General features: G+C 64.6%; 21 protein-coding genes and 1 pseudogene. 10 read left to right on the top strand and 12 right to left on the bottom strand.

From position 1 onward, the window contains the following. Positions 1-41 precede the first annotated feature (41 nt). From OHB12_RS22250 to OHB12_RS22240, 3 genes are read right to left on the bottom strand one after another with little or no spacing between them, the layout of a single operon-like run. A complete protein-coding gene (locus OHB12_RS22250) occupies positions 42-962 on the bottom strand; it encodes an NAD-dependent epimerase (RefSeq protein WP_327110512.1) in 921 nt (306 codons plus the stop codon). Positions 963-1009: 47 nt separating this feature from the next. Beyond that, entirely contained in the window at positions 1010-1381 is a 372-nt protein-coding gene (locus tag OHB12_RS22245; protein WP_327110511.1) for a DoxX family protein, read from the bottom strand. A gap of 51 nt (positions 1382-1432) precedes the next feature. Beyond that, positions 1433-2113 (bottom strand): SDR family NAD(P)-dependent oxidoreductase, encoded by a 681-nt coding sequence (locus OHB12_RS22240; RefSeq protein WP_327110510.1) that lies wholly within the window; start codon positions 2111-2113, stop codon positions 1433-1435. Positions 2114-2286: 173 nt separating this feature from the next. Here OHB12_RS22240 and OHB12_RS22235 point away from each other — a divergent pair, with 173 nt between their 5' ends. Next, the gene (locus OHB12_RS22235; RefSeq protein ID WP_327110509.1) at positions 2287-2982 is read left to right on the top strand and encodes a TetR/AcrR family transcriptional regulator; all 696 of its coding nucleotides are present in this window, start codon (positions 2287-2289) and stop codon (positions 2980-2982) included. A 167-nt stretch (positions 2983-3149) separates the two neighbouring features. Here the strand turns inward: OHB12_RS22235 and OHB12_RS22230 are convergent, their stop codons facing one another. Together OHB12_RS22230 and OHB12_RS22225 are read right to left on the bottom strand one after the other, a co-directional pair. Beyond that, positions 3150-4187, bottom strand: coding sequence for an XdhC family protein (locus tag OHB12_RS22230; RefSeq protein ID WP_327110508.1), 1038 nt, complete (start codon positions 4185-4187; stop codon positions 3150-3152). Positions 4188-4200: 13 nt separating this feature from the next. Further along, positions 4201-4788 carry a nucleotidyltransferase family protein gene (locus OHB12_RS22225; protein WP_327110507.1) on the bottom strand — a complete coding sequence of 196 codons (588 nt, stop codon included), beginning with the start codon at positions 4786-4788 and terminating at the stop codon, positions 4201-4203. Between the two features lie 122 nt (positions 4789-4910). On the opposite strand from OHB12_RS22225, the gene argS reads away from it, so the two are divergent. The 5 genes from argS to OHB12_RS22200 all read left to right on the top strand — a co-directional run bounded on the left by argS (position 4911) and on the right by OHB12_RS22200 (position 10116). Further along, positions 4911-6635 carry an arginine--tRNA ligase gene (argS, locus tag OHB12_RS22220; protein ID WP_327110506.1) on the top strand — a complete coding sequence of 575 codons (1725 nt, stop codon included), beginning with the start codon at positions 4911-4913 and terminating at the stop codon, positions 6633-6635. Positions 6636-7037: 402 nt separating this feature from the next. Beyond that, on the top strand, positions 7038-7541 hold the full coding sequence (gene uraD / locus OHB12_RS22215; RefSeq protein WP_327110505.1) for a 2-oxo-4-hydroxy-4-carboxy-5-ureidoimidazoline decarboxylase: 504 nt from the start codon (positions 7038-7040) through the stop codon (positions 7539-7541). After that, a complete protein-coding gene (gene uraH, locus OHB12_RS22210) occupies positions 7538-7855 on the top strand; it encodes a hydroxyisourate hydrolase (RefSeq protein ID WP_327110504.1) in 318 nt (105 codons plus the stop codon). Before uraD ends, uraH begins: the two co-directional genes overlap by 4 nt. A gap of 6 nt (positions 7856-7861) precedes the next feature. Continuing rightward, complete coding sequence (gene pucL / locus OHB12_RS22205; protein WP_327110503.1) at positions 7862-8767, top strand: factor-independent urate hydroxylase; 906 nt, start codon at positions 7862-7864, stop codon at positions 8765-8767. Beyond that, positions 8755-10116 carry an 8-oxoguanine deaminase gene (locus OHB12_RS22200; protein ID WP_327110502.1) on the top strand — a complete coding sequence of 454 codons (1362 nt, stop codon included), beginning with the start codon at positions 8755-8757 and terminating at the stop codon, positions 10114-10116. The genes pucL and OHB12_RS22200 overlap by 13 nt, the downstream gene beginning before the upstream one ends. A gap of 542 nt (positions 10117-10658) precedes the next feature. Here the strand turns inward: OHB12_RS22200 and OHB12_RS22195 are convergent. The 7 genes and pseudogenes from OHB12_RS22195 to OHB12_RS22170 form a co-directional block, all read right to left on the bottom strand. Beyond that, on the bottom strand, positions 10659-11825 hold the full coding sequence (locus OHB12_RS22195) for a hypothetical protein (protein WP_327110501.1): 1167 nt from the start codon (positions 11823-11825) through the stop codon (positions 10659-10661). Beyond that, complete coding sequence (locus OHB12_RS22190) at positions 11822-12808, bottom strand: helix-turn-helix domain-containing protein (protein ID WP_327110500.1); 987 nt, start codon at positions 12806-12808, stop codon at positions 11822-11824. The genes OHB12_RS22195 and OHB12_RS22190 overlap by 4 nt, the downstream gene beginning before the upstream one ends. A 70-nt stretch (positions 12809-12878) precedes the next feature. Continuing rightward, positions 12879-14300: a tyrosine--tRNA ligase gene (gene tyrS, locus OHB12_RS22185; protein ID WP_327110499.1), complete on the bottom strand. Its 1422-nt coding sequence runs from the start codon at positions 14298-14300 to the stop codon at positions 12879-12881. A gap of 29 nt (positions 14301-14329) precedes the next feature. Next, positions 14330-14929 carry a zinc-binding dehydrogenase gene (locus tag OHB12_RS22180; protein ID WP_327110498.1) on the bottom strand — a complete coding sequence of 200 codons (600 nt, stop codon included), beginning with the start codon at positions 14927-14929 and terminating at the stop codon, positions 14330-14332. Positions 14930-14959: 30 nt separating this feature from the next. Then, positions 14960-15241: pseudogene (locus tag OHB12_RS36420) on the bottom strand (alcohol dehydrogenase catalytic domain-containing protein); the annotation flags it as partial. Then, positions 15238-16368, bottom strand: coding sequence for a hypothetical protein (locus OHB12_RS22175; RefSeq protein ID WP_327110497.1), 1131 nt, complete (start codon positions 16366-16368; stop codon positions 15238-15240). The gene OHB12_RS22175 and the pseudogene OHB12_RS36420, both read right to left, overlap by 4 nt. An 11-nt stretch (positions 16369-16379) precedes the next feature. After that, complete coding sequence (locus OHB12_RS22170; RefSeq protein ID WP_327110496.1) at positions 16380-17456, bottom strand: hypothetical protein; 1077 nt, start codon at positions 17454-17456, stop codon at positions 16380-16382. Between the two features lie 232 nt (positions 17457-17688). Here OHB12_RS22170 and OHB12_RS22165 point away from each other — a divergent pair, with 232 nt between their 5' ends. The 4 genes from OHB12_RS22165 to OHB12_RS22150 all read left to right on the top strand — a co-directional run bounded on the left by OHB12_RS22165 (position 17689) and on the right by OHB12_RS22150 (position 20100). After that, on the top strand, positions 17689-18111 hold the full coding sequence (locus tag OHB12_RS22165) for a phosphatase domain-containing protein (protein ID WP_327110495.1): 423 nt from the start codon (positions 17689-17691) through the stop codon (positions 18109-18111). Continuing rightward, positions 18108-19175, top strand: a complete 1068-nt coding sequence (locus OHB12_RS22160; RefSeq protein ID WP_327110494.1) for a hypothetical protein — start codon at positions 18108-18110, stop codon at positions 19173-19175. Before OHB12_RS22165 ends, OHB12_RS22160 begins: the two co-directional genes overlap by 4 nt. A gap of 371 nt (positions 19176-19546) precedes the next feature. Further along, the gene (locus OHB12_RS22155) at positions 19547-19798 is read left to right on the top strand and encodes a hypothetical protein (RefSeq protein ID WP_327110493.1); all 252 of its coding nucleotides are present in this window, start codon (positions 19547-19549) and stop codon (positions 19796-19798) included. Further along, positions 19795-20100 (top strand): hypothetical protein, encoded by a 306-nt coding sequence (locus OHB12_RS22150; protein ID WP_327110492.1) that lies wholly within the window; start codon positions 19795-19797, stop codon positions 20098-20100. The genes OHB12_RS22155 and OHB12_RS22150 overlap by 4 nt, the downstream gene beginning before the upstream one ends. The last annotated feature ends 21 nt before the right edge of the window (positions 20101-20121 follow it).

The raw sequence follows: 20121 nt of genomic DNA, 5'->3' as shown, positions 1-20121 counted from the left end.
TCGCTGCTGATCGGACTCGTGCCTGTCGAACGGCGAGGCTCTCACCCGTGTACGAGTTGTGCTGTCTCACGTAGCGCGTCGTCAATGGGTTGGTGCTCGAGGCCGAAGGTCACGGTCGCGGCTGTGGAGTCCATGACGAACGGGCGGTTCCACTGGTAGTGGGTGATGCGCAACTCGCGCACGATCGGGACGATGATCCCGGCGGTCCACAGCAGGGGGTAGGGGATCTGGGTGAGTTTGGGCGCCGGGGCACCGGCGACCTGGCTGAGCCGGGTGGCTAGCTGGCGCAGGGTCATGGGTGGGTTGGACGGTACGTGCCAGGGCTTGCCCCAGGCACGCTCGTCACCCGCGACGGTGACCAGCAGCGCGGCCACGTCGTTGACCGAGGTCCAGGTGTGGGGTTGGTCGAGCGGCTCGGGCGCGAAGGCCAGTTTGCCGGTGACTACAGGCTTGGCCACGGTCTGGCTGAGCAGTCCGGTGCCCTGGAGAAGGTCGCTGCTGCGCACCTCGGTGGCCCGGACCCGACCGGCCTGGTGGGCGGCGAGGGCGGTGCGCCACATGTCGGCGCGCAGGCGCAGTTTGGGATGGTCCGCGTTCAGCGGGGTGTTCTCGGTCATCGGTCCTGCCACGGGTCCGTAGCCGTACAGGGTCGCCATTGAGGCGAGTACGGCGCCGGTGCGTTCGGCGGCGGTGAGCAGCGAGGCGGCCAACGGTGGCCACTCGGTCAGCCAGCGGTCGTATGGCGGGTTGGCGCAGTTGTACAGGGCCGCGGCACCCTCGGTCAGCGTGGTGAGCTGGTCGGCGTCGGCGTCGGCGGCGTTCGCGGCGACCCGCTCGATCGCCGGGTGCTGGGGACCAGCGCCCCGGCGGGACACGATCCGCACCCGGTCACCACGATCGGCCAATAGTCTCGCCGTGGCGACACCACTGGCACTGGCACCGACAATCACGTGCAAAGACATGGTCGGACTCCCTTCTCAGAGTTCAAGGAGAGCGACTGCTCTCAGTACTAAAAGGCGTAAGGGCCGAAGCGGCCCCAGGCGACCACGGCGGCTAGGACCAGCAGGACGGCGTTGAAGGCGATCGCGGAGGGTTCCTTGCGGCTGGCGTGGATGATCGCGGCGAGGATCATGGTGATGACTAGTCCGGTCGCGGCCAGCGGTGTGAGGACGGGGGCTATACCGGTGACCGCGGGCAGGATCAGGCCCAGTGCGGCGGCGAACTCCACGAAGCCGATGAAGCGGACCGTCGCGGGTGAGAAGTCGGTGACCCACGGCAGCTTTTCGGCGAGCTTGTCCTTGGGCTGGGTGGCTTTCATGACACCGGCGATGGCGAACATGGCGGCGAGCACGGCCTGCGCGATCCACAGGAAGACGTTCATGAGCAGCGGAGATCTTTCGAGTCGGTACTGGGAGGATGGAAGTGCCGGGGGTCAGCCGTTGAAGACCACTTCGGCTTTGTCGCGGCGCTCGTACAGGTCCCAGTACCGGGCGGCGATCGTGTCGGGCTCGGCGGACGGGAAGCCTTCGGGACCGCCCCCGCCGATCCAGACGTTGATCGCGACATGTCCCGCGAACAAGCCCTTGTCCGCCAGGACGTTGTTGAGGTTGAGGACCCAGTTGCGCAGGGCGGCTGCGGCGGCGTTGACGTTGCCGAACATCGGGTTGGGGGTGACGGAGCCTCCGCCGGTGGTGAACAGCAAGGCTCCTGCCCCGGCGTCCAGCATGGCGGGCAGCACCGCGCCGGCGGCGGTCACGGCGCCGTAGAGGTTGTACTCGATCTGCGGCTGAAGGTTCTCCGGCGTGACCTCCAACGCCCCGGCGATCTCGACGCCGGGAGTTGCGGTGTGCGGGGCGGGCGAGTATTCGAGGACGTCGATGCCACCGAAGTGCCGCGCGGCGGCGTCCAGGGCGGTAGTGAGCGCGGGACGGTTCATGACGTCGGCGGTGAACGCCGCCGAGGTGATGTTCTGCTCGGCGAGGCGGGCGACCAGGCCGTCCAGCTTCTCTTTGTCGCGGGCGATCAGGGCGACGTCGAAGCCGCGGTCGCCGAAGACCTTGGCGATGGACAGGCCCATGCCAGGGCCTGCGCCGACGATGGCGATAGTGGGCATCAGGAGTTTCCTTTCTCGGTAGTTGCAGGGTGTTCGTGCGGTAGTCAGTCGGTGGTCGGGGCGAGGAGCTGTCTTTTACTGGCTTCACAAGAAATGGAACGGCCTTCCCGTTTCTGATGCCGCCAGCGTATCAGAACATTCGGGAAGGGTGTTCCAGTTAGTAGAATGTGGACATGACACCAACCGCGAACTCGTCCGAAGCACCAGGTCAGCAGCCCGAACCCGCCCTGCGTGCCGACGCCGAGCGCAACCGCGAGCGCATCACGAAGGCCGCCCGCCACCTGTACGGCAGTGAAGGTATTGGTGTCTCAATGGCCTCGGTCGCCCGCGAGGCCGGCGTTGGCAAAGCCACCCTCTCCCGCCACTTCGCCACCCGCGAAGACCTCATCAACGCCGTATTCGCCGACCGCATGGACGCCTACGCCACCGCCACCACCGAGGCGCTCGCCGACCCCGACCCCTGGCACGGCTTCACCCGATACATCCAAGCCGTCTGCGCCATGCAAGCTGCCGACCGCGGCTTCGCCGACGTCCTGACCATGACCTTCCCCGCCGCCAAAGCCCTCGAAGCCCGGCGTGCCGACGCCTACAACGGCTTTCTCGAACTAATCGCCCGCGCCCAGGCAACCGGTCACCTACGGGCCGACTTCACCCCGGAAGACCTCGTCATCCTGCTCATGGCCAACGCGGGCGTCATCGCCGCGACCGGCAACGCCGCGCCCGACAGTTGGCGCCGCCTCGTCGGACAGATGCTCCGCGCCCTCGCCGCTCCCGGCGCCCCGATCCCGCCACTGCCCCAATCACCCACCCCCGCCGCCCTCTACCGCGCCATGATCCGCTTCGCGCGCTCCTCCTCGAACCAGCTCTGAAGCACGCCCGGTTGACAACCGGTGTCGGGTGAAGGAACCGGCAGGCGGCTTTCTTGGCAGATAACCTCTCTACCAGCAGTTCCGCTGTCCCATTTCACGACACACCAACCACCACAACAACACCCACTTGCGCCTGGCCCCTCCGCGCCAACTGCGCGGCATTGGTACTAGATCCCGAGCCGCACAACGGTTTTCGGCGTAACCGGGATCTCTCCGCTGTACGGGTCGGACGGTCGCGCCGGCTGGGCGGCGCGCGCGGCGAGCAGTTCGGCCGCGATTGCGACCGCCACCTCCGGCGCGGTGCGGGCGCCGATGTCCACACCCACCGGGGAACGCAGCCGGGCCAGTGTCTCGTCGCTGAAACCACCTGCCCGCAGGTCCTCCATGCGCCGGAAGTGCATCTGACGCGACCCCATCGCACCGAGATACCCGAGCTCGGGTAATCGCAGCGCGACGGTGAGCAGTGGAATCTCGAACATGGGGTCGTGCGAGAGGACGACGATGCCGGTGCTGCTGTCGATTTCCCCGGCCGAGGACAGGGTGTTGAGATACCGGTGCGGCCAGTCGACGACGACCTCCGCGCCCGGAAACGATTCCGGCGTCGCGAAATTGGGCCGCGAGTCGCAGATCGTCACCCGGTATCCGAGCAGCCCGGCCTGCACCGTGAGCGCTGCGGCGAAGGAGTTGGCGCCGAAGATGATCAGCCGAGGCGGCGGGGCGAACGAGGCGACGAACACATCCGAATCCGGCAGCGCGACCAGCTCGGTGGCGTGTTTCTTGTCGGTGATCAGATGCTGGCCGATCAGGTCCTGGTCGGAATTCCACACCACCGTGAAAACGGTGACCCTGCGATGCGCGGCGATCTCGGCCGCCACATCGGGAAACTCGGGAAAGTGGCGGCGGGAGAACGGCTCGGTGAAGACATCCATCATGCTCTCGCCGTTCGCGCCCGTCTCCATACCGGTAGCGACGCCGTAGCGGTGTAAAGCGCGGCGGCCTGTACGCGCGGCTTGGAGTACCGCCTCGTAGGCGATCTCCTCCAGCCCACCCGCACCGACCGCGCCGTACACGCCGCCATCCTGGTCGACAAGCATTGCCGAGCCCATCGGTAGCGGGGCGGAACCCACCGTGCGCACGATGGTGGCAAGCCCACCCGTCCGGCCCGAATGCCACACCCGCAACAGATCGTCGACGATGTCCCGCATCAGCTAGCTCCGATCACCGTGCGGTCGTGGCCGGGAAGTCACGATCGACCCCCGTCGCCAAATCGTCGCACGTGACGCACACCATATCGTCCCTGCCTGACAAATAGGTGCGAGCTCCGGAATCTCCTACGGCGGCCGCGCAAACCGCGTTCCAATGCTTGTGCGCGATCACAACGGGATGGCCCGGTGTGTTGTGGAACACAGCTCGCGCGAGACCGCTCGGAGCCGCGAACGCGGCGACGGTCACTCGAGCGACAACCTCGGCCCCGACATCCGGGGTGTCGACCGGCATGATCGCGGCGAACTGCGCGGGCGTGCGCGCCGCCGCGATCAGACCTGCCCGCAGCGAGGCGCCGAGTCCGGTGGCCCAGTCCGCCGCCCACACATGCTGGGTGCCCTGCGGCAGATCGACGATCCGCGGCGAAGGGCCGGTCGCACCGAGGACCACGATCACCGGATCGCAGCCTCCACCGGTCAGCGCGGCCACCGCGGCACGCAGCCATGCGCCACCTTCGGCGATAGCCTTCGGCCGCCCGTAGCGTGTTCCGGCGCCCGCGGCGAGCACGATGCCCGCACATACCGGGGTTATGGGGACCATCATGGGTATGAAGGTAATACCGCGTCGTTTCCTCCGCACGGGGTAAAACCGGTGCTCAGGCGGCATGCCCGGCCGTGTCTGTCTACCAGCGCGGATAGCCCCGACGTTCGCTAGGGTTGTCGTCCGTGGGAACTCCCAAGCAGCTACTGCGTGATCGCCTTGCGCAGGCCTTCGAGATCGTGGCCGGTGAACCGGTCGACCCGGTTGTCCAGCGGTCGCAGTACGCCGACTACCAGTCGAACGCGGCGTTGGGGTTGGCCAAGCGAATGAGCGCGAACCCGCGGGAGGTTGCGGCCAAGGTGCTGGCGGCGGCGGATCTCGATGATCTCGTGGAGCGCACCGAGATCTCCGGGCCGGGATTCATCAATCTCACTGTCCGATCAGAGGTGTTGGGCCGGCTCGTCGGGACGGTCGGCGCCGACGGTCGGCTCGGCGTGCCGACCGCAGCGCATCCCGAGACCGTGGTGATCGATTACTCGGCGCCGAACACGGCGAAGGAGATGCATGTCGGTCACCTCAGGAGCACGATCATCGGTGATGCCGCGGTACGGGTCACGGAGTGGTTGGGGCATCAGGCCATCAAGCGAAACCACCTAGGAGACTGGGGTACTCCGTTCGGCATGCTCATCGAGCATCTGCTCGATGTCGGCGAGGCGGAGGCGGCCGCCGAACTCTCGGTCGGCGACCTGAGCGACTTCTACACGTCGGCTCGGCGAAAGTTCGACGCGTCGGATGAATTCAAGGAGCGGTCCCGGCGGCGGGTCGTCCTACTGCAGGGTGGCGACGAGGCCACCTCGCGACTGTGGCGGTTGCTGGTCGCCGAATCCAAGCGATACTTCATGCGGGTGTACGACAGCCTCGATGTTCGCCTGGTCGAATCGGACTTCGTCGGCGAGAGCGCCTACAACGACAACCTCGCTTCAGTGGTGGAAGACCTCGATCGGCTCGGATTGCTTCAGGTTAGCGACGGCGCCGAGTGCGTGTTCCCCGAGGGGTTCGTCGGCCGTGACGGCCGGCCGGTCCCTCTGATCGCTCGTAAGAGCGACGGCGGCTATGGTTACGCCACAACCGATCTGGCGGCGATCCGGAACCGGCTCACCGAACTGGGGGCTACCCGACTCCTCTATGTCGTCGGAATTCCGCAGCAGCAGCATTTCGCGATGGTATTCGCGACCGCGAGGGCGGCCGGGTGGCTCGCGCCGCCCTCGCGCGCCACGCACGTCGGCTTCGGGTCCGTACTGGGATCCGACGGCAAGACGCTGCGCAGCCGCGTCGGCGGCACCATCAAGCTCGTCGACCTGCTCAACGAGGCTGTCGAACGTGCGACGGCGGCGATCGCGGAGAAGAACCCCGACCTCGATGCCGAAGCCCGTGCGGAAGTCGCCCGCGCCGTGGGAATCGGTGCGGTCAAGTACGCAGACCTGTCGACCGACCGGGCACGCGACTACACCTTCGACTTCGATCGCATGCTGTCCTTCGACGGCAACACCGCCCCCTACCTCCAGTACGCGCATGCTCGGATTCGGTCGATCTTTCGCCGCGGCAACGTCATCCCCGCTCGCGACGGCGAACCCGTGCACATCGTCGAGCTGGCAGAGCGCACGCTGGCAATCGAACTGCTGGCCTTTCCGGACATCATCGCCGAAGTGGCGGACACCGTGGAGTTTCACCGACTCGCGAACTACCTCTACACACTGTCGACCGCGTTCACCGCATTCTACGAGCGATGCCCCGTGCTCAAAACCGAGGAACCCAGCCGCAGCAGCCGCCTGGCCCTGTGTGATCTCACCGCCCAAGTCCTGGCCACCGGATTGGACCTGCTCGGCATCGCGGCACCCGACCGGATGTAGTGCGTCGACCTGCGGGAGGAACCGGACACATGGGCGACATCGTGGCGTGATGTCCAGGAACGCGTCTGCGGAAAGCTGGAGGAAGACCCCGTCCCGGCCAGAATCCTCGGATCGGCTGATGCTGCCGAGGCAGGTGAACGCGCATTCAAAATACGATGTTGACCGATTCGGCGGTCCAAAAGGACGGCCGCTAGCGGGGCAGGTGTAGTGCGTCGCGATACTCCCGAGATGGGTGCAACGCAGCCCGAATGTCGAACTCTGCACGGCAACCCGGCACCATCAGACAACCCCACACCGACGGACGCTACGAAGCACGCCTGCCGTGTCGCCCGGTGCGACACGCCGAAGGTGATCTCGCGCTTCTGGGTGGCGGCCGGGCGGGTCGTGGTCAATGCTGGTCCGATGGCAGACCAGGGACCAGGCCTCGCGGGGTTCGACGCGATGTCCGACGACGCGGCCCATCAGGCGTTGCTCGCCTGTTGCTCGTCGCCGGGTCTTGCTCGTTCGCTGGTCGTGGGCCGTCCGTATCCGAGTGTCGAGGCGCTCTTGGACGCCGCTGACGCGGCGGTGGCGCGGCTGCCCGAGTCCGAGATCGATCTGGCCCTCGCGGGGCATTTCCGGATAGGGGAGCGGCCGCGTTCGGCAGACTCGGCGCGTGAGCAGGCCGGGGTCGCGGCGGCCGCGGACGAGGTTCGTGAGGCGCTGGCCGAGGGCAACCGAACCTACGAGGAGCGGTTCGGGCACATCTACCTGGTATGCGCGACCGGTAAGTCTGCCGAGGAGGTGCTCGCGCTGCTCACGGCCCGGCTACGCAACGATCCCGAGACCGAAAGGCGAGTTGTGCGAACTGAACTGGCGAAGATCAACCGGATCCGGCTGCGCGGGCTGCTGGAGGACCGGCGGTGAGCACATTGAGCACCCATGTGCTCGACGCGGTGCGTGGCATGCCTGCCGCCGGGGTCACTGTGACGCTGTATCAGCATGCGCGGCAGCTCGATTCGAGCGCGACCGACGACGACGGCCGGATCGGGGCGTTCGGCGCGGAGCTCGAACCGGATACCTATCGTCTGGTGTTCGACACCGGCGCCTATTTCGCTCACCACGAGGTCGAAACCTTCTACCCGGAGGTCGCCATCGCGTTCGCCGTCACCGAAGAGCGGCACTACCACGTCCCGTTGTTGCTGTCGCCTTTCGCCTATTCCACCTACCGAGGGAGCTGAGCCGAGATGGAACTGACCGGGCCGATCGTGCTGTCGGATCATCGATACGGCAAGGCGGAGAACCGGATCGTCCGGATATACCGGGAGACCGCGCGGCACGAGATCCGCGACGTGAACGTCTCCACGGTGCTGCGCGGCGATTTCGCCGACGCGTACGTCGCAGGTAGCCAGGCGAAGGTGCTGCCGACCGATACCCAGAAGCAGACCGCGTACGCCTACGCGAAGCAACCGGGACTGCGGGCGATCGAGGACTACGCGCTGGCGTTGGCCGGTCATTTCGTCGCCGAGATCGAGCCGGTGACCAGCGCGCGCGTCGACGTCGACGAATACGCCTGGCAGCGGGTGCCGGTCGGCGGCGTCGAGCACGATCACACCTGGGTGCGCCGAGGCCCGGAGGTGCGCACGGCGGCGGTCACCGTGGCGGGCAAGGGCGAGGACCGGCAGGCGTGGGTCGTCGGCGGAGTGAAGGACCTGACCATCCTGAAGTCGACCGGCTCCGAGTTCGCTGACTTCCTGACCGACGAATTCACTGTGCTCGCGCCGACCCACGATCGGATGCTGGCCACCTCGCTGATCGCCGAGTGGCGATTCGCGGCCACCGACGAAGTCGCCTGGGACGAGGTCTACGCCGGGGTGCGGGCGCGGCTGGTGGAGACCTACGCGACGAAGCACTCGAAGGCGCTACAGCAGACGCTGTTCGAGATGGGCAAGGCCGCGCTGGAGACGTACCCGGTGCTGGCCGAGATCCGGCTCGCCGCGCCGAACAAACACCACTTCGACTACGACCTTGCCCGATTCGGCATCGAGAACCGCGGCGAGGTCTACCACGCCGCCGACCGTCCCTACGGCCTGATCCACGCCACCGTGGCGCGTGCCGACGCACCAGAAGCCGGGCTCGCATGGACCAGGTGACCGTCATCGAGGGCTGTGCGATCGCGACGGTCGACGCGCAGCGCACCGAATACCGGCGCGGTCACGTCGTTGTACGCGGCAATCGAATTGCGGCGGTCGGTGCGGGGCAGGCGCCCGAACCCGAACCGGGCGCGCGGCGCTTCGACGGCCGAGGCTGCCTGCTGACCCCGGGGCTGGTGAATACCCACCACCACCTCTACCAGTGGATCACCCGCGGCCTCGCGGTGGACAGCTCACTGTTCGAGTGGCTTACCACGCTGTACCCGATCTGGGCGGGTATCGATGAGGACGCGGTGCGGGTCGCCGCCACCGGTGCGCTCGCCGCGCTCGCCCGAACGGGATGCACCACCACGACCGATCACCACTATCTCTTCCCGCGCGAGGGCGGTGACCTGCTCGGCGCCGAGATCGCCGCGGCGGAGGAGGTGGGTCTGCGCTTTCATCCGTGCCGTGGCTCGATGGATCTGGGTGCGAGCGCGGGTGGGCTGCCACCCGATCACGTGGTGGAGAGCCTGGACGACATTCTCGCTGCCAGCGCGGAAGCCGTTGCCCGCTGGCATGATCCGTCGTTCGACTCGATGCTGCGGATCGCGCTGGCTCCGTGTTCGCCGTTCTCGGTCACGCCGGACCTGCTGTGCGAGTCGGCGGTGCTGGCCCGCTCGTCCGGGGTGCGGCTGCACACCCACCTCGCGGAGACCATCGATGAACAGGACTACTGCGAGCAGACTTTCGGCTGCACGCCCGCGCAGTACCTGGAGCGGCTCGGCTGGCTCGGCCCCGACGTCTGGTACGCGCACGCCATCCACCTCGACGACGCCGCCATCGCCACCATGGCGAAAACCCATACCGGCGTGGCACATTGCCCGACCTCGAACGCACGGATCGGCGCCGGTGTCGCCCGCACCGCCGACCTGGTGCACGCGGGCGTCCCGGTGGGACTGGGCGTCGACGGCGCCGCGAGCAACGAAGCAGGCTCGATGATCGAGGAACCGCGCAACGCGCTGCTGTATGCCCGCAACAAGGGTGGCCCCGGTGCGATGACCGCCCGCACCGCGCTGGAACTGGCCACCATCGGCGGTGCCAGAGTGCTCGGACGAGACAACGAGATCGGCTCCATCGAGGTAGGCAAGCTGGCGGACCTGGCGCTGTGGCGCCTGGACACGGCCGCTCACGCCGGGATAGACGACCCGGTGACCGCGCTCGTCCTCGGCTCCGCCCCACCCCTGGCCGCGCTGATCGTCAACGGGCGTGCGGTGGTGCGCGATAGTGAAGTGCGCACCGTCGCGATGGACGCGGTGGCCGCGCAGGTGGCGCGCGCGCAGGCAGCCTTGATCGCGAAGGCCGGGTGATCCGTCTGGTGCTTCAGCGCTGGAACTGGTGTGGCTCCGCGCGCACCTTGCCGGTCAGCTGCTTGCCGAGGCTCTCGTAGAGCGCGAGCCCCTCGGCCAGGAAGACCTGCGCCCCTTCGTGCACGCAAGGTAGCAGGCGTCGTCGCTCGTCTCGGTCAGGTCGGGAATACGGAAGTCGTTGCAGATCTATTTCGCGGCAGCTGGTTTCGACGACAACGTCGGCGCCCGGTCCGCGACCAGCCCGAACAGCACCCGCTCGGTCACCGTCGCATCTCGGGGCCGCCCGCGCTGGCGCTTCCCCAGCCAGGCCACGTACGGAGGGTCTCGGACAGCAGCGCAGATTTCGCCTGCCGTTGGTGGTCGGTGCTTCCACGAGCATCCTCGTGTCCGGGGTGTTCATCGGCCCGCCCGGTGGCGTGCCCGGTCGAGCCGTTTTATTGTTGCCGGTTGTCGCACCCAGAAAAACCTCCCATCCGTGCGGTGCATCTTGCACATGTGCGGCTGGGAAACCCGGGCGTTCGCTGCGCCAACACTGCGCCCGACTATCCGAGTTGCGATCTCGATCCAGGCCCGCCGACAGCTGGCCCCTCGGGCCAAAGTTTTTCAAGGTCGGCCGGCACCAGCGGGGCTCGATAAGCCGATTTGAGTACCTTTCGAATTGTCGGCCCTCCTGCCTCAGCGAGGGCGGTGAACCAGTCGATACCGGCTACGTATGACCACATATACGTTCTCAGCAGCGCATCAGCACTACGGTCGGTCAGGAGGCCAGCAATCTGACTTTCTGTCCACCACGGAACTCGCGATCGAGCGTGATCGGCGCATTCTTCGATGGGCTTTCCGGAATTCAACGCGATATGGATTTCGCTGCGCACGAGTTGGGTGTAGTGGTCGATCCGGACTCGCGTGACCAACGGTTCATCGTCGCAGGCGACGAATAGCGGCATGGCTTGCGCCAGGCCCTCCAGCAGTACTTGCTGGGGTCCGTGGACGGACGACAATCGCACCCAGGGAACGTCTTCCGTGGCGCAACGTGCAGCGATGCTGGCGCTTTGCAATCCGTGACCGAGTACCTCGTGCAGTGCGAACTGCCGGGCTTGCACCTTCGTGTAGCTGGCGTTGCGCATGTTCAGCCGCAGGCGGACTTGCGAACCGGCGCCGTCAAGCCAGTATGCCCAGTATGCATCGGCATCGGTGGACTCGATCGTCAGGTCGTAGACCGCTGTGCTGCCGGTTGCAAGCCGTACGGATTGCTCGTGCTCGAGCGCGGCTTGGCGGATGGCATCCGGTGCGTCGGCGGCGTCGATCGGTCCTTCTGCGGCGGCAAGGTCGGCCGTAGTGTGCTTGCCCCAGCGGATGCCGAGGCTTTCGACGCAGTGACGGGCGACTTCGCCTTTGGCTGTGACGTAGTCGGGTGGCCAACCCGCAGCAGGGCATCCTTGGGTTGCGCGGATGTAGTCGTCCAGAGGTGGGCGTTCGCCCATGAGTGCGCGGAGGTAGGCCAGATCGGCAGTGATTCTCTGCACGACTGATGGATGGTCCGCATCCTGCAGCATTTCGTTCAATCGTCGAAACGTCGTGAGCCGGTCGACCGGATCCGGTTGCTGTTTTACGGGGACGAAGTCGAAGTCGATCACTGCTGGAGCTCCGCGGATGATCTCATGGTGGTTCCACGACCGGAGGGTGTGTTCGACCTCATCACGGATACTCATGCGTTGATCCCCCAGGAGACGGTAACCGATTGGTTGGGGGTGAGGTTTTCGCGGGTGAGGGAAATGATCATGCCGTCTTCCATTCGGTCCCAGACCAGATTCTCAGTGACTGATCGTTCAGATCCGTTCGGGTATTCTTCGATGGCCGAACAATCGGCTAGCTCTTCAACCCATTGATGCCAAATAGATATCGCAAATTTGCACGTATGGCGATAAATTGACTGACGCCAGTACAGGGCATCGACAAAACGTCCGCCACGGCAGGTGTAGCCGATCGTCGCGGACTCGCCTGGCTGGATGGCCGGCGACAGTTTGCAGGAGAATTTGGCCAGGTTCAGGGTATCGTGCACTCGCTGGATTACGACGCGGCGACTGCAGTCCGGCGCGGGTGCGATTTCCAATCCTCCGTCGGTGTATTTGAACCACAGGTCCCGGGCGAGGCGTGTCAACGGACGGTCGGTCAAGTTGAATATTTCGTACCGATATGCAACGCAGGCTGCTCCATCGCTGCCGATTCGAATCTCGATTCGATTGTCGAGGTAGATGGTGTTCCCAGCCATGTGCCCGAGATCGCTTCTTTTCTGGTCGTCAAGGTGAGTTATCGGGTCGGGCCCGTTCGGATACTGCGGTATGGGTGTATATCGGTCCGCGTCCGACACCGCGGCGTGCGCGAGTTCCGTCGCTGGTTGATGGTCAGGCTTTTGTAATCCCAGGCCGAGATAAGACTTGGGGATTTCGAGGCCGGCGGCGATACGAAGGAACACGTCGTAGTTCTCGACTTTGCGTCTGCCGCTGGCGATTTCGCGGACTCGCTGATCACCGAGGTCGGTTGCGCGGGCGATCGCCGCCCAGCTCCATCCACGGCTGTGCAGGAATCCGAATACCGCTCCGATGTCCCGGGCCGCCAGGATCTGCCGCATGTGCACGCCGCCGTGGAATTGCGTGTCCCACCAGGTCGGTTCGATTGGATTACGTGGCACCATGTGAACCCACCCCCGCTGCCGTGCACGTCGCTGGACGGCGTTGAGTGTAGCGGCGGGGGTGGGCGCCGTGTCACCGCAGTTCGAAGAGGGCGCGCCCGCATTTGACGAATCGCCGCGCCTGCGGCTGATCCGTCAAGGGTGCGTATGTGTTGGTCAGGACAATAACGGTCGCCTTGACTTCGTCTGCGCTCAGGACCACCGAATCTTGCTGATCGGCATCGGTTTCTACGACGAGCCGGAGCCCACCGCCTTTGGCGATGCGCCGGACCTGGCCGACGCTGGGAACGAGGGCGGTGATGTTCACGAGCAGCTCGGCCACGGTGGCGTCCGAGTGTTCTTCGACGTTGATGACCGGCAGGTCCGGAGTGTCGGAGAATCGCTTTCGTGAGAACTGGGCGGCAAATCTGGCGCGGCTGGCTTCCGCTGGTACGCGGCCGTGGATCGCGCCGGTGACGTCCGAAGCGAGCAGGGTCTTCACACCCATGGGGTGGATTCGTTTGTCCTGCATCATGTCCCGAAGAAGATTGATCTCGGGATCGAGCAGTTCGGTGAGGGCAGCGAGGTAGCCGGGCAGGAGCCGGTCGGCGGCGGACATGAGCTTGCCGAATACGTCTTTGGGCTCGAAGGCCAGCCCGACGTAGTTGCCCTTGCTCTTGCTCATCTTCGCGCCGGATCCGTCGGTGCCTTCGATCAGCCTGGTCGCGAGGATCACTTCCGGTGTCTGTCCGCGGTTTTCCATGACGCGGCGGCACATCTGCATGTTCAGCAGCTGGTCGAGGCCACCGAGTTCGATGTCGGCGTTGATCTCGACCGAGTCCAGCGCCATGACGACTGAGTACACCAGCTCGGCCATGGATAGTCCGCTGCCGGTTTCGAGGCGGTTGCGGAAGTCCTCCCGCTGCAGCGATATCGAGAGGGGGAGCCCTTCGAGGACACCGATGAACTGGGGAAGGGTGAACGGGGCAAGCCATTCGCTGTTGAACCGAAAGTCGGCGTGTTCGAAGTCGAAGAAGGGGGTGACCTGGTCACGGTAGGACTGCATGTTGGCGCGGATGTCGTCGTCAGTGAGTGGGGGCCGGTCGGCGACCCGGCCGGTGGGATCGCCGATCTTGGCGGTGATATCGCCGACGATAAACACGACGCGATGGCCCATGCGCTGGAAGCGGCTGGCGAGGATCATCGGGACGGCATGGCCCACGTGCACGTCAGCGGCGGTCGGGTCGATGCCGAATTTCACGATCAGCTGCCGGTCCTTCGCGGAGGTCAGTAGTTCGTCGAGATGGCCGACCGACGGCAGGAGTGCTTGGGTGCGTGCGGAGACCAGTTGCGCTTGATCGGCGGGCGGCAGGTCCGACAGGTCCATGGTCCGGCGCTGTGCCAAAAGCTCGAGGATCGTGTCGAGCTGCGGGCCTTCCCTCAGGTCGGGAGCGGTTTCCAGGACGGCTGAGAGTTCTCGGTGCGAGGCGCCGAGACCGGTGTGGGGATCCAACATGAGGTTTCCTGTTCACGAGTCGGATGCGATCAACGAGTGGTCGTCTCGCGGGTGTAGACGACCTTGAGCGTGTGTGCGCGTTCGCTGGCAAACGACTGCGGAACCTCGGTCGGCAGAGTTTCGACCTCGGTGATGACTGGCAGGAAATCACCGGGATGATGGGCAAGGAGATCGAGAGCATCGGCGAAGTCGTCGATCTCTTCGGTGATCCGGTATGCCTTGCTGCCGTGGAGTGTTGCTTCTTTCTCCAGAAAGCGTCGAACCGATAGATCAGCAGTCGCTTGCGCGTGATAGACCCCGAGTGCCACCACCTGTCCCAGGGGTGCCACCGCGGTCACTGCTGTCAATATCGGTTCACTGCTGATGCCTCCTACGGTTTCGACCACAACATCGTAGCGGTCCGCCGCCAAATCTGCGGACGCAACTACCTCGTCAGCGAACCCTGCGAGCTTGCCGATCCGGTCGGGGTGTTTCACCGCTACTGTCACCCGCTGGGCATCTACCTGCCGGGAGCGCACGGCGGCTAGAGCCGCCATTGGTCCGTCGCCGATGATCAGTACCTCACCGTCGAGGTTCACCGGTCGCAGCGCGTGCAAGACGCAGGCCAACGGATCGGCCAGAGTTGCCACCACAGCTCCTACACCTGATTGCAGAGGGTAGAGCTGTTCCTCAGTGACGTCGGCTGACCCGCTGAATCCACCTCGGCTGTTGTCTCGGCGACCGATGCTTTCGTCGTACGGACATTGCTCTGTCCAACCTCGATGGCATGCCGGGCAGTTTCGACACGGACGCAGAGGCCGGATGGCGACCAGCGCTCGGTCGCTGGGGCGATGCCCGACAAGTTCATGGCCGAGGGACGCCCAGGATTGGCCATCACGGAGACGCTGGAGATCGGATCCACACAACCCAGCCGCGACGACGGGAACAGGTATCGTCGTCACCGCCACTCCCGAAGACTCGAAGCCGTTCCGGTGGTGGCACGGACAAGCTCCCGAAGCTTGTCGAATGCGGCACGGCTGTACAGTATTTCGCGAGCGAGACCGAATGCTTCGGCTAGCGTTGCGCGAACCTCACCGAGAAAGATCAGCGTTGCAGCATTGGCGGCCACGAGATCGGTGAGGCTTGCATTCGCCCGGCCTGTCAAGACCTCGACCACGATGCGGGCTTGCTCGGTCACTGTCGAGCCCGGGGTGAGGCCGTCGAGCGAGTAGGGCCCGATGCCGAGTTGATCGGCCACGTTCAGCCGAAGCATTCTTCCGCGCACTCCACGGTGGATGCCGACCATCGATGTTTCGCCGACGATGCCTACTTCGTCGAGCCAGCGCACGTTGTCTGGTGTGGAAGCCACGACGAACAGATCTCCGTCGTGGTAGCGGCCCAGCACCTCCAACGACAGGCTCACGTCAGGGTGCGCTATGCCGTACAGGAGCGTGTCGGTCCGGATCGGCAGGAGCAATGCCGGCAGGGCCAGCGACAGGACATGCGGGGCGTAGAACAGGCCACCGTATGCGGCGTCGAATCGGGGAATGATCTGCTCGATCTCGAACACCCCCAGACCGCACTTCGCCATCACATCCAACGTCTGCGGAGCGCTCGCTGTCAGATGCACGCCGAGCCGTTTGAGTGTGTCGGCGGAGCCGGCCACGGAAGAAGTTGCCGCCGAAGCACATTTTGCGACCTTGACCCCTGCCGCGGCTGCCACCAGCGCAGCCGAGGTCGAAACGTTCGGTGTCTTGAATCCTTTCTTGCCGCTACCCGCGACCCCGACCACCCGCTCGCCAGTGAACGGGTGTAACGGACGCGTCGTCGGAGAGTGGGAATCTAATTCCAATGCCGCATCGATGATTCCGCTGGCTTCCTCGACAGTTGGGTGTTTGGCCATGAACCCGTTGAGCAGGACACCAAGTTGCGCGCTACGTGTCCGCGGGTCATCGATGGCCAGCACGAGCCGCATGTAATGCGCGGCCTCGTGATAGGTCAACCTGAGTCCCGAGTTCAGGCGGCTCAGGTAGGGCCCGAAATGCGTAGCAAACGGTGTCTCGGGGAAACCGATCAGGTTGGTCCGCATATCCGCTCCGTTCACCACAATTCCGTGATCGCGACAAGGGAATCGACCAATTCGGCCTTTGTTTCCATCCAAGCCGGTGAGGCGTCAGCGCATTCACGGCGAAGTTGGCGGCAATCTTCGGCCGGACGGAGAAACAGCTGATTGATCAGTTGGAACGTCGGCGACTGCTCCGCTGCGCGCACGTCGTCGCAGTTGATCCGCCGCTTGATCTCGTCAGGCGAGGAGGTCACGTCGATAGACGAGCCGGGGATGCTCTTGGACATCTTCGGATGACCGCCAAATCCACTGGCCAGCCTCGTATAGATCGAGGCAAGGACGAATGTGCCACGGAGACTTGTGTTGCCGCTCAAACGGCTTGCGATCTCCGCAGCGAATCTGACGTACTTGTGCTCATCGATACCCAACAGGACCAGAACCGCATCGGCATGCTGGCCCAGCGTAAGGAAGTCGGCCGCCATCAGCGCCAGAGAAGTCTTGCGCCGAAACGTCATTCGATCGTCGACGACCCCGAGCGAGGCGTAATAGCGGTGATTGTCTTCCTCAGCTCGCTCGAAATCGGCATCGTCGGCGTAATGACTGAGCAGATAAAGATTCCGAAGGCTCTCCGCATCATCGAACTGATTCCGTAGGCCACCAACCGTGTCGTCGTAGCCAAGCCGACGGCAGAATATCGCGAACCGGTCCGCCAGCTCCTGCGCGCCACCCAACGGACGACCCTTGCCATTGTGCGCGTCCAGATCCCCGAGTACTACCTGCGTTCTTTCACCACTCTGCTGCATCCGGGTAATGCCTATGATCTGGGCGACCGTCCCCATATGCGGCAGACCCGACATTCCGAACCCGGTGGTCACCACCCTCCTCGTTCGCTCAGTGGCGAGGAACTGATCAGCGCGATGGTGGCAGAGCCACCGCATGTTCAACTCGTCCGACCGCATGCCGGCGAAATTGAATGCGAACCTGGTTAGCTCGAAATCGTCATAGCCGAATCGGTCGATGATCTGCCGGTAATAACCTTCGGTGAAGGTAAGCGGGCCTTGGCCCGCATCACCCGGCGCCGGCTCTTTGCGGCTGTTCAGCGCTGACGTCATGCTGCGCTCCCATCTGACATCACAACTTGGGTCCTTGCTCAGCAAGAATCCGTGAGCCCCGCGTCTGGCGGACAGACCAGGCAGCCCCCTCACCGTGAGGGACCAACGTGATCTATCGTTCCCGTCGATAGTGAGCGACGCTCGGCATATGAGATTCGCGGAGAAGCTTTGGACAGCAACACGTTCCCCAAACGATCAAGGTCTGCAGACCAAGGGGGTTCGCGCGCCGGCTGTGGTCGCCGACATCGACGGCACCGTGTCGGACTGCCGTCACCGCATGCACTACGTGACCTCCGCCAATCCTGACTGGGATGCGTTCTTCGCCGAGGCAACCAACGACCCGCCGTTGAGACGGGGAATGGAACTGGTATTTGAAGCAGCACCCGGCAACCGCACAGTCTGGCTCACCGGCCGACCGGAAAGGTTCCGCGTCATCACCGTCGCCTGGCTGGCTCAACACGGCCTGCCGGTCGACATGCTGTACATGCGTCCTAACCACGACCGCCGACCGGTCGCAGAGTTCAAAGTCGCTCGGATACTTGACATCGCGGCACACTTCGATATCCGCCTCATAGTCGATGACGATGACACCGTAGTGACCGCGCTACGTGACAGGGGCTGGCCGGTCCAGCAAGCGACATGGATGCCGCGATGAGCAGGCCGATACGGGTGGTGCACCTGCCTGCCCGGACCCCTTATGTTCGAAAAATCCTCTCGGCCGACATTCACCAGCTCAACGGCACTAACACCCGGCATGGGATCGTGCCCGCCAGCGTGAGCGCCACCTGGCTATTACGGCACCGACCACTCGACTGGCTTGACGTACTGCACCTGCATCACATCGAGTTTGAGGACATCGAAGCACTCGAACGACTCCTGTCGGCATGCGCCGACCATTCGATCAGGGTTGTATACACCGCCCATGATGTCGAGCCTATGTTCCTCACCCCCAGCGACTTCCATGCGCGCATGAATCTGATCGCACAGGCAGCAGATCGCTGGGTCGGCCTCACCGAATCATCCGTTGCTGAACTACGCAGGGCTGTCCCGCACCTACCGCCCATCGATGTGATCCCGCACGGATTCGTCGTGCCACCCGACCAACTGTATGGCCGTCGGCGCGACGACGATGCTGAGACGATCAGTAGCCTCATGTACGGTGCGCTGCGTCCCAATCGCGATCTACTTGCAGCAGTATCGAACTGGACCCTGAGCGAACCGAATCCCAATGCGAAATTGGACCTACTGCTACGCCCATTCAGTCCGGCAGACTTCGCCCGGCACGACATCCCTGCGCTGCTATCGGTACTCCAGGTCGACCAACGCATTCGCGCCAGTATTCAGTCGTACCGATCTGACTCCGTCATTGCCGAAGCAGGTCTGGACGCCGACGTCCTTCTACTCCCATACCTGTACGGCAGCCACTCCGGTCAGCTCGAGTTCGCATTCGATCTCAACCTGATTCCGATGTGCGCGAACGTCGGACACCTCAAACAGCAGTACTCCATCCACTCTGAGCGTGTCGATGAACCTGTCTGGTTCGATTGGGGCGACGGCCGAACATTTCAATACGGGGAGCGGTTCGTTCGTGCACTAGAGGAAGTTCGGGAGCGGCTCGCCGATACCCGCATGCCGGGGCCAGATCGCACGTTTCTTGACTATAGGCGTGACGAGCACAGCCTGTTCCTCGAGCGGCACCGCGCCATTTATGCCGAATGATCAATACGAGTGTCGGCGCTGATCATTCGGTCGAGTATGCGGCCCTGCCGCAACGGGTCCCAGGCGCGTCCTGCTCCGGCTGATGACTGCGTCTTGCCACCAGCCGATCTGCTGGCAGCTAACAAAACACAACGCACCCAGGGGTATATTCCAGTGTCCAAAGTGAAACTGCCGCAACGAACTCCGCACGACAGCGGCCCCACAACTGTGGTCGACTTCGATCCGTCGACGCTCCAACTTTTGGAGCGCGTCGCCGACGCCATCCGCGAGTGGGCAGCCCAGCCTCGCCTCGAATCGTCCCAGTGCCTGGGTGCAGCGACCCCCGGCATCGGGCGTATCACCTACATACAGCGACCAGAGGGCATCGGCCGATGTCGATAGCTCTGGTGATCGCCTTCATCGTCGCCGCAGTCATCTACGGCACGATCTGGTTCTTCGATCGGCCCGTGAGAAGCACGGAGACGTGCCACCCCGCACCTGATGTCCCCTACACACGGGAAGATGCACACCTGGTGTGGCAGGCGCGGATCGGCTGCGACACCGAAACGTGCGCCGATAAGGCCGCTGCGCTCGATGTCCTCATCGAAGCCAAGATCGTCAAGCCATGGCGGCCCGTCCGATGATCGCCGTCGCGCCCACTTACCAGCTGAACCGGTGGCGCATGCAGCCGTGCAACGACACCTACATAAGCGGCCTCGATCACGCCAAATTCGCTGCGACCGCGCACGGCGGATGCAACCTGTTCATCGCCGCAGCACCGACTGGCGGCGGTGCCCGTATGAGTTGGCGAATCACGCGGGACCCCGACCGCGACATGGACAAGCCGCAGGGAATCCTGCTGCGCAACGACGGCACGTGGGCGGTGGTGTTTGCAGACGGCCGGGTCGTCGACGTCAGCGACAACCCGCGCGAGGACAAGCAGTGAGGGCCATCGCCTTCGTGCGCC

Origin of the sequence: Nocardia sp. NBC_01730 (assembly GCF_035920445.1) — a bacterium.
Classification (GTDB): Bacteria; Actinomycetota; Actinomycetes; order Mycobacteriales; family Mycobacteriaceae; genus Nocardia.
Note: the sequence above shows the minus strand (reverse complement) of the source record. Positions and strands in the feature narration are given on the sequence as shown.